Source organism: Pseudonocardia sp. (assembly GCF_050246655.1).
Taxonomy (GTDB): domain Bacteria; phylum Actinomycetota; class Actinomycetes; order Mycobacteriales; family Pseudonocardiaceae; genus Pseudonocardia.
On sequence record NZ_JBFWVQ010000180.1, the window covers coordinates 1 to 7424 of the forward strand.

Here is a 7424-nt window from a genome sequence, read left to right on the forward strand (position 1 = left end):
TGATCGCGCTGCGCGGCGCGGGCGGGGACCTGCCGCTGCTGCGCTGGCTGCACGAGGTGATGTGGCCGATGGAGGGCCGGTTGCGCGCCCGCGACATCCGGGCCGGCATGGCCGCGGGGTGCGTCGAGCTGCTGCGCACCGGCGCCACCACCACCGTCGAGATGTACTTCTCGACCGACGCCCTTGTCGACGGCGTGCTGTCGGTGGGATCGCGGGTCCTGCTGACGCCCGGGATCATCGCCGGGCCCGCGTGGGCGCGGCTGGGCACCTGGGAGCAGATGCGCGACCAGGTCTCCGCCCGCATCGACGCGGACGGGCTGCGGTTCGGCCCCGGGGACCGGGTCGAGCTCGGCTACGGGCCGCACGCGGCGTACACGCTCCCGGACGAGGCGCTGCCCACCGTCGCGGAGGCGGCGCGGGAGCGGGGCGCGCTGCTGCACGTGCACCTGGCCGAGTCGGTGCAGGAGGACGTCGTGCAGCGGGAGCGGTACGGCTCGGTTCCGGCGATGTTCGAGAGCCTCGGTGTGCTCGGCGGGCGGGTGCTGGCCGCGCACGGCGTGCAGCTGTCCGACGACGACATCGCGCTGCTCGCGGCGCGCGGGGCCGCGGTGGCGCACTGCCCGGGCTCCAACGCGAAGCTCGCCGCCGGGATCGCGCGGGTCACCGCGCTGCGCCGAGCCGGGATCCGCGTCGGGCTGGGGACGGACGGTCCGGCCTCGGGCGACGATCTGGACCTGTGGGCGCAGGCCCGCCTCGCCGGCATGCTCGCCCGGGTGACCAGCGGTGACGCCGCGGCGCTCACCGCGGCGGAGCTGCTGCTGATGGCCACCCGCGAGGGAGCGACCGCCGTCGGGCGCGACGATCTGGGCGCGCTCGAACCCGGCCGCTGGGCCGACCTGGTGCACGTCGACCTGGCCGACGCCGCCTTCGCCGCCCCCGAGGACGACGCCCAGCTGGTGTCGAACCTCGTGTGGGCGGGTGGCGCGCGCCTCGTGCGGGACGTGTGGGTGGCCGGCGAGCAGGTGCTGGCCGACGGCGAGCCGACGCGGGTGGACCGGGCGGCGACGACGGCGGACGTCCGGGCGGTCGCGGCCCGCATCCGCGGCTGATCCCCTGCCCACGCGTGACCCCTGGGCGTGCCGTCGATCGGGGTGGAGCGTCAGCCGGCCAGGCCCGGCGTCAGCTGCAGGTGATGGCGGCCGGACTGCCGCGCCGGGCCGTCCAGGTGCCGGCGTCCGCCGGAGCCGGGGATCGCGACCGGCTGCCACCTGCCCCGGTCCTGGGCCGTGCCGTGACGGCGGCCGGTCGGCGTCGCGGCACGGGGCGGCTGCGGGGCGCGAGCCCGGCCGGGCGACCGCCTGATCGTGTCGGGCATGACGGTGCGCAGGGCCGCGGTGGTGGCTGCGGACGGGTCCGCCTGCTGCCTGGGCGGCCAGCCGCCGGCGACGAGCGCGTTGAAGATCGGCGTCGCGAAGCCCGCGTCGTCGGCCGGATCGCGGAACGCGTGCCGGCCGGTGGCCGCCGCGCGCAGGCTGCGGGCATCGTTCATCCTGGTCAGGACGTTGTGGCTCCACACAGCTTCGGACAACACACGTCTCCCGTCGGATCGAGGTCGGGGGTGCGCTCGCGGGCCGACCCCGATCGGGCCGCCCGGCGGGCGCGTACGGGGTTCAACGCCGGGTGCCGGGGACGGAAACGGGGCCCGGACGGACCGGGCCCCGTATCGGGTGAAGTTCACTCGGGTGGCGGCATTACCGAGTGTATTGGGCTATTCGGCTGTAGGTCATCGTCCGTCCGTCGGATCAGTACGCGACGTCCAGCTTCTCGACGGCTTCGAGATCCAGCGTGAGCGACGTGGCGGCGCAGTTGTCCTCGAGGTGCTCCAGGGACGAGGTGCCGGGGATCGGCAGCATCACCGAGGAGCGCTGCAGGAGCCAGGCGAGCGCGATCCGCGCGGGTGACACGTCGAGCCGCTCGGAGAGCTCCGCCACGGGCCCGCCCGGCTTCGCCAGCTCACCGGACGCGATCGGGAACCACGGCAGGAACCCGATGCCCTGCTCGGTGCAGAAGCGCAGCACCCCGTCGCTCGCGCGGTCGGCGAGGTTGTAGCGGTTCTGCACGGTCGCGACGTCGACGAGGCGCTGGGCACGCTCGATGTCGTCCACGCCGACCTCGGAGAGCCCGACGAACCGGATCTTGCCCTCGTCGCGCAGCGCGGCGAGGAGCCCGAACTGGTCGTCGGCGGGCACCGTCGGGTCGATCCGGTGCAGCTGGAACAGGTCGATGCGCTCCACCCCGAGCCTGCGCAGCGACAGCTCGCACTGCTGGCGCAGGTACTCGGGGCGACCGCAGGGATGCCACTTGCCGGGGCCGGTGCGCAGGAAACCGGCCTTCGTGGCGATCAGGAGACCGTCGTAGGGGTGCAGCGCTTCGCGCAGCAACTCCTCGGCGACGGCCGGACCGTAGGAGTCGGCGGTGTCGAAGAGCTCGACGCCGAGCTCGGCGGCATGTCGCAGCACCGCCACGGCGGCTGCGGGAGCGGCAGGCGGGCCCCAGACGCCGGGACCGGTGAGCTGCATGGTGCCGAAGCCGAGCCGGTGCACGGATGTGCCGTCACTGAAGGAGAACCGCTGCGGCCGCGCCGCAGGCGAGACATCACGGGCCATCCGTCAACGGTGCACCCACCCCGTACGGAGTGTCCGGGGAGAGTGACGCGTTGCACGTCGGCAGTCCCTCGGCCGGGCGGGGGACGTTCGCGTGTAGCGGATCTCCAGCAGGCGCACTAGCGTCCTGGGCCGTGGGCTCGATACTGCCGCTGCCGCGGGCCGTCGCCGAGCTCGTGCGGGACGGCGACACCGTCGCGTGCGAAGGGTTCACCCATCTCATCCCGTTCGCAGCGGCCCACGAGATCATCCGCCAGCGCCGCCGCGGCCTCACACTCGTCCGCATGACGCCCGACCTCGTCTACGACCAGATGATCGGTGCCGGCTGCGCGTCGAGACTGGTGTTCTCGTGGGGCGGCAACCCCGGTGTCGGGTCGCTGCACCGCATGCGTGACGCGCTGGCGCACGGCTGGCCCGAGCCGCTGGAGATCGAGGAGCACAGCCACGCCGGGATGGCCAACCGCTACGTCGCGGGCGCCTCCGGCCTGCCGTTCGCGGTGCTGCGCGGCTACGCGGGCACCGATCTCCCCGAGCACACGCCCACGATCTCGACGGTCACCTGCCCGTTCACCGGCGAGCGGCTCGCGGCGGTGGCCGCGTTGAACCCGGACGTCACGATCGTGCACGCCCAGCAGGCCGACCGTGCCGGGAACGTCCAGCTGTGGGGCATCACCGGCGTGCAGAAGGAGGCGGTCCTGGCCGCGGAGCGCGCACTCGTCACCGTCGAGGAGGTCGTGGAGGAGCTGGAACCGCGCCCGGGCGCGGTGATCCTTCCGTCGTGGACCGTCAGCGCCGTCTCGCCCGCCCCGCGCGGCGCCGCGCCGTCCTACGCCCTGGACTACTACGACCGCGACAACGCCGCCTACCGCGAGTGGGACGCGATCAGCCGCGACCGCGACCGCTTCTGCCGCTGGCTGGACGGGCTGCGCTCGGAGGAGGCCGCATGAGCACCTCCACCGCCGCGGCGGTGCCCGCCCCGCGAACGCCCCCGGACGCGCAACCGGCCGCGAGGTGGACGGCCGACGAGATGATGACGGTCGCGGCGGCCCGCTCGCTGCGTGACGGGCAGGCGTGCTTCGTCGGGATCGGGCTGCCGTCGCGGGCGGCCAACCTCGCGCGCCGGCTGCACGCGCCCAGCCTGGTGCTCGTCTACGAGTCGGGGACGATGGACAGCCGGCCTGCGGAGCTGCCGCTGTCCATCGGGGACGGGATCCTCGTCGAGTCGGCGCTCACGGTCGTCAGCGTCCCCGAGATCTTCAACTACTGGCTGCAGCCCGGTCGCATCGACGTCGGGTTCCTCTCCGGCGCACAGCTCGACCGGTTCGGCAACATCAACACCACCGTGATCGGCGAGTACGACGAGCCGGACGTGCGGCTGCCCGGCTCGGGTGGCGCACCGGAGATCGCCGCATCGTGCCGTGAGGTGACGATCGTGATGCGCCACCGGCGCCGGGCGTTCGTGGAACGGGTCGACTTCGTGACCTCCGTCGGGTTCGGTGAGGGACCCGGGGACCGCGAGCGGCTCGGGCTGCGCGGAGCGGGGCCGCAGCGGGTCATCACCGACCTGGGCGTGCTCGAACCGGATCCCGAGACGTGCGAGCTGGTCCTCACCGCGCTGCACCCGGGCGTGGCGGTCGAGCGGGTGCGCGCCGAGACGGGCTGGGACCTGGAGGTGGCGATGCCGCTGACCGTCACCGACGCGCCCTCCGAGCGTGAGCTGGCGACGCTGCGTGCGCTCCGGACGGTCGGCGAGAGCTGACCAGGGGCGATCACTCGGTGTAGGCCTTGGATCACTGAAGGACACAGCTCGCACACGATGCTGTCACAGGTCGGTAACGACTCTGGCGGCCCTCCCCATTCCCATACTCACCGTGACCGCCCTACGCTCCTTCGGGTAGTCATGCGCGCCCGGTCCTGGCCGCCGTGTCCGGGTGCGTGGAGTCGGGACGCGGCACGACAGGGGTAGGACATGATCAGCGAACGCGACCGGCGGGCGTTGGCCAAGATCGAGGAGCACCTCGCGGCGACCGACCCGGAGCTCGTGCGCATGTTCCGCGAGGGTCCCCGCCGCAGGTCGAGGCTCGGCCTGCCCGGCGCGCTCATCGCGCTCGGCGTGGTCCTCGCCGTGTTCGGCAGCATCATCTCCACCCTGGCAGTGGCACTGCTGGGCGTTGCGTTCATCGTGGTCGCCCTCTACATCGCCGCCCTTCGGGCCGGGGTCTGGAGACGGCCGCGCCTGGCGTGAGGGCCCTTCGCCGGACGCACCCGCCGATCGACGCGGGTACGTGCTCCCGGCGTGCGGTCCCGGCGGTCACCTACCCGGCCGGGCGGTCGCGCGGGCCGTCGTCTCGGCGGCAGCGACGCGGGCGGCGATGCGGTGGAGGTACGCGTCGTCCACCGGTTCGCCGGTGACGAGCAGGCGGAAGTAGATCGGGGCGAGGGCGGCCTCGACGATCTCCTCCGGTGGCGTGTCCGGGGGGATCTCGCCCCGGGCGACGGCCCGGGTGACGATCTCGGCATCCATGGCGAGCCGACGGGTCCAGAAGGCGCGGGCGGACTCGACCATCGCCGGGTCGCGGGGGCCGATGCCGATCACCGTACGGAGCACCGTCTGGCTCTGCGGCGTCGACGCCGTGGCGAGCGATCCGCGGCAGAGGGCGAGCAGATCAGTGTGGAGGCTGCCGGTGTCGGGCACCGGCACACCGACCCTCGCCTGCTCCAGCATCGCGGCGAGCACGAGCTTCTCGAGGGTCTGCCAGCGGCGGTAGAGCGTGGTCTTGTGGATGCCGGCGCGGCGGGCCACGCCCTCGAGCGTCAGCCCCGCGTACCCGACCTCGCCCAGCTCGGCCAGGGTGGCGTCCAGCACGGCACGGCGCACCCGCTCGCTGCGGCCGCCGGGACGGCGCCGTACGGGCGAACCGGGTGACGAGGGCACGTCACCACTTTATCGCAACGAAATGTTGCGTTAAGCGTGGTAGAACTCCTGTGACGCGACGTTGCACCCGAGGTCGTCATGACGAGCTACCGACTCAGCGGTCCCTTCCGCCGACTGGTGCGCCGCACCGCGGCCACCCGGGTGATGGCCTGCGTCTACGGCCGCATCCAGCATCCGGCCGACCGGTGCGTGGACCGGATGACCGGAGGAAGGGCCACGCTCACCGGCGCCCTGGCCGGTGTGCCGCTCGTGATGCTGACCACCACCGGCGCACGCTCGGGCCGGCCGCGGGTGGTGCCGGTGCTGGCCGTGCCCGACGACGCCGGCATCGTGGTGGTGGCATCCCACTTCGGCAGGCCCCGCCACCCGGCCTGGTACCACAACCTGCGCGCCGACCCGCGCGCCGTCGCCACGACCGATGGCGTCCGGCGCGCCGTGGTGGCGCGCGAGCTCGCGGGTGCCGAGCGGGAGCAGGCCTTCCGGCGGGCCACCGAGATCCATCCCGGCTTCGAGCGCTACCGGCGCTGGGCGGCGCCGCGCACCATCCCCGTACTGCGCCTGGAGGAGGTCGGATGACCGCACAGCGCTGGAACGTCAGCTCGGCCCGTTCCTACGAGGATTACCTCGTGCCCGCGTTCTTCGGCCCGTTCGCGCAGCGCCTGGTGGACCGGGTGGCGCCGCAGCGCGGTGAGCGGGTGCTCGACGTCGCCTGCGGCACCGGCGCCGTGGCACGGCACGCGGCCGCCCGGGGCGCGCTCACCACGGGGATCGACCGGAACCCGGACATGCTGGACGTGGCGCGGTCCGTCTGCGGCGACGTCACCTGGCAGGTCGCCGACGCCGCCGCGCCTGCCGGTCCGGACGACGAGCACTACGACGTGGTGCTCTGCCAACAGGGGCTGCAGTTCCTCCCGGACCACGCCGCCGCGATCGCCGCCTGGCGCGCGGTGCTGCGCCCGGGCGGGCGCATCGGCGTCAGCGTGTGGCGCTCGATCGCGCACCAACCCGGCTACCTGGCCCTCGCCGAGGCTCTCGACCGGGCGGTGGGCACGGACATCGGCGACATCATGCGCGCGCCGTTCGCGGGGCCGGGGCGCGACGATCTGCGAAGCCTGCTCGAGAACGCCCGGCTGCACCCGGTGAGCGTCGTCATCGACGTGGGGGTGGTCCGTTTCCCCTCCGCCGAGACGTTCCTGCACCGCCAGGTGGCGGCCTCGCCACTGTCCGAACCGGTCGCGGCGCTGCCCACGGAACGTGTCGCGGCGCTCGCCACCGAGGTGACGAGCGCGATGGCGCCCTTCACCGACGACGAAGGCGTCGTCTTCCCGATCGAGGCCGTCGTCGCCACCGGGGTCGTGTAGCCGCAGCGCCCGGGACGCAACGGCGAGCGACGGCGGTTCAGCCGTGGGCCAGATCCGCGAACCGGCTGTAGTGCAGCTGGTGGGCCACGGTGATCGTGCTGGTGGGCCCGTTGCGGTGCTTGGCGAGGATGAGGTCCGCCTCCCCCGCCCGCGGGTCGTCGCGCTCGAACGCGTCCGGCCGGTGCAGCAGGATCACCATGTCCGCGTCCTGCTCGATCGACCCGGACTCGCGCAGGTCCGACAGCATGGGCCGCTTGTCCGTGCGTTGCTCGGGACCGCGGTTCAGCTGGCTGATCGCCACCACCGGCACCTCGATCTCCTTGGCCAGCAGCTTGATCTGCCGCGAGAACTCGGACACCTCCTGCTGACGTGACTCGACCTTGCGCCCCGACGTCATCAGCTGCAGGTAGTCCAGGATCACGAGCTTGAGGTCGTTGCGCTGCTTGAGCCGGCGCGCCTTCGCCC

General features: G+C 73.5%; 10 protein-coding genes. 6 read left to right on the forward strand and 4 right to left on the reverse strand.

Translation table 11 applies throughout. The annotated features are described in order from the left end of the window. The coding region (locus AB7J25_RS29250; RefSeq protein ID WP_428514367.1) for an amidohydrolase family protein at positions 1 to 1109 on the forward strand (1109 nt) is incomplete at its 5' end. 50 nt (positions 1110 to 1159) lie between these two features. On the opposite strand, the gene AB7J25_RS29255 is transcribed toward AB7J25_RS29250, so the two are convergent. Both AB7J25_RS29255 and AB7J25_RS29260 read right to left on the reverse strand, forming a co-directional pair. Continuing rightward, positions 1160 to 1549 carry a hypothetical protein gene (locus AB7J25_RS29255; protein ID WP_428514369.1) on the reverse strand — a complete coding sequence of 130 codons (390 nt, stop codon included), beginning with the start codon at positions 1547 to 1549 and terminating at the stop codon, positions 1160 to 1162. Positions 1550 to 1802: 253 nt separating this feature from the next. Further along, on the reverse strand, positions 1803 to 2666 hold the full coding sequence (locus AB7J25_RS29260; protein ID WP_428514371.1) for an aldo/keto reductase: 864 nt from the start codon (positions 2664 to 2666) through the stop codon (positions 1803 to 1805). Between the two features lie 131 nt (positions 2667 to 2797). Between AB7J25_RS29260 and AB7J25_RS29265 the strand changes: the two genes are divergently transcribed. The 3 genes from AB7J25_RS29265 (at position 2798) to AB7J25_RS29275 (ending at position 4908) form a co-directional block, all read left to right on the forward strand. Beyond that, complete coding sequence (locus tag AB7J25_RS29265) at positions 2798 to 3610, forward strand: CoA transferase subunit A (RefSeq protein WP_428514373.1); 813 nt, start codon at positions 2798 to 2800, stop codon at positions 3608 to 3610. Then, a complete protein-coding gene (locus AB7J25_RS29270; protein WP_428514375.1) occupies positions 3607 to 4422 on the forward strand; it encodes a CoA-transferase subunit beta in 816 nt (271 codons plus the stop codon). The genes AB7J25_RS29265 and AB7J25_RS29270 overlap by 4 nt, the downstream gene beginning before the upstream one ends. Positions 4423 to 4632: 210 nt before the next feature. After that, on the forward strand, positions 4633 to 4908 hold the full coding sequence (locus AB7J25_RS29275) for a DUF3040 domain-containing protein (RefSeq protein ID WP_428514377.1): 276 nt from the start codon (positions 4633 to 4635) through the stop codon (positions 4906 to 4908). 66 nt (positions 4909 to 4974) lie between these two features. Here the strand turns inward: AB7J25_RS29275 and AB7J25_RS29280 are convergent, their stop codons facing one another. Further along, positions 4975 to 5598 (reverse strand): TetR/AcrR family transcriptional regulator, encoded by a 624-nt coding sequence (locus AB7J25_RS29280; protein WP_428514379.1) that lies wholly within the window; start codon positions 5596 to 5598, stop codon positions 4975 to 4977. A 78-nt stretch (positions 5599 to 5676) separates the two neighbouring features. Between AB7J25_RS29280 and AB7J25_RS29285 the strand changes: the two genes are divergently transcribed. Next, positions 5677 to 6174: a nitroreductase family deazaflavin-dependent oxidoreductase gene (locus AB7J25_RS29285; protein ID WP_428514381.1), complete on the forward strand. Its 498-nt coding sequence runs from the start codon at positions 5677 to 5679 to the stop codon at positions 6172 to 6174. Further along, a complete protein-coding gene (locus AB7J25_RS29290) occupies positions 6171 to 6959 on the forward strand; it encodes a class I SAM-dependent methyltransferase (RefSeq protein WP_428514383.1) in 789 nt (262 codons plus the stop codon). The genes AB7J25_RS29285 and AB7J25_RS29290 overlap by 4 nt, the downstream gene beginning before the upstream one ends. A gap of 37 nt (positions 6960 to 6996) precedes the next feature. Here AB7J25_RS29290 and AB7J25_RS29295 read toward each other — a convergent pair. Further along, positions 6997 to 7424, reverse strand: a 428-nt coding sequence (locus AB7J25_RS29295) for a DnaB-like helicase C-terminal domain-containing protein (RefSeq protein ID WP_428514385.1), incomplete at its 5' end; no start/stop codon positions are given.

Bases quoted from the DNA above. Each gene is read 5' to 3' on its own strand.
- AB7J25_RS29255 (WP_428514369.1), bottom strand. From the start codon at position 1,549: ATGAACGATGCCCGCAGCCTGCGCGCGGCGGCCACCGGCCGGCACGCG.
- AB7J25_RS29260 (WP_428514371.1), bottom strand. From the start codon at position 2,666: ATGGCCCGTGATGTCTCGCCTGCGGCGCGGCCGCAGCGGTTCTCCTTC.
- AB7J25_RS29270 (WP_428514375.1), top strand. From the start codon at position 3,607: ATGAGCACCTCCACCGCCGCGGCGGTGCCCGCCCCGCGAACGCCCCCG.
- AB7J25_RS29275 (WP_428514377.1), top strand. From the start codon at position 4,633: ATGATCAGCGAACGCGACCGGCGGGCGTTGGCCAAGATCGAGGAGCAC.
- AB7J25_RS29285 (WP_428514381.1), top strand. From the start codon at position 5,677: ATGACGAGCTACCGACTCAGCGGTCCCTTCCGCCGACTGGTGCGCCGC.
- AB7J25_RS29290 (WP_428514383.1), top strand. From the start codon at position 6,171: ATGACCGCACAGCGCTGGAACGTCAGCTCGGCCCGTTCCTACGAGGAT.